1 protein-coding gene and 1 pseudogene are annotated in these 777 nt (G+C 65.9%); both read right to left on the reverse strand.

From position 1 onward, the window contains the following. Nucleotides 1-426: pseudogene (locus EOA22_RS35795) on the reverse strand (ABC transporter permease); the annotation flags it as partial. Further along, nucleotides 423-777 (reverse strand): ATP-binding cassette domain-containing protein (locus EOA22_RS35800; protein ID WP_164756288.1); only part of this gene is annotated, 355 nt, incomplete at its 5' end. The pseudogene EOA22_RS35795 and the gene EOA22_RS35800, both read right to left, overlap by 4 nt.

Consider the following 777-nt stretch of genomic DNA (forward strand, 5'->3'; position numbering starts at 1 on the left):
GGGCGGCACTTTCAGCCGGGTGATGACAAGCCCCTGCACGCCGCCGGCAGCGGCTCCGACGATGATGGCGGCCAGCAGCGCGGCGAACCAGCCGAACCCTTGCGTGCCGCTCGTCGACAGCGACAGCGTGTTGGCCGTGCCGCCCTTGGCGACCACGGCGGCGACCATGCCGCAGAAGGCGAGCAGCGAGCCGACCGACAGGTCGATGCCGGCGGTAAGGATGACGAAGGTCATGCCGAGCGCGATCAGCCCGGTGATCGAGATCTGCCTTGTGATGTTGAACAGGTTGATCGGGTCCATGAAGCTCGGCTTCAGCACCGTGAAGACGATGATCAGCGCCACCAGGAACAGCAGCGGCCCGAAGCTCATCAAAAGCCGCGCGAAGTTGATGCCGCCGCGCTGATCCTGCTCCCCCGCCACGCTCATAGTGTCTCCTTGCGGTCGAGTGCCATCAGTTCCATCAGTCTTTCCTCGTTTGCTTCGACGCCCGGCATCTGGCCGGTGATGCGTCCGCGGCGCATGGTGACGATGCGGTCCGAAACCGCCAGCACCTCGGGCAGTTCGGACGAGATCATCATCACCGCAATGCCGCGCGCCGCAAGCTGCACCAGGATCTGGTGCACCTCGGTCTTGGCGCCGACATCGACGCCGCGCGTCGGCTCGTCGACGATCAGCACTTTCGGATCGCGCGCGAGCCAGCGCGCCAGGATCACCTTTTGCTGGTTGCCGCCCGACAGGCCCTCGATCGCCTGCTCGGCCGAAGCCATGCGGATCGAC

It is taken from the genome of Mesorhizobium sp. M7A.F.Ca.US.014.04.1.1 (assembly GCF_003998745.1).
In the GTDB taxonomy this organism is placed as follows: Bacteria; Pseudomonadota; Alphaproteobacteria; order Rhizobiales; family Rhizobiaceae; genus Mesorhizobium; species Mesorhizobium ciceri.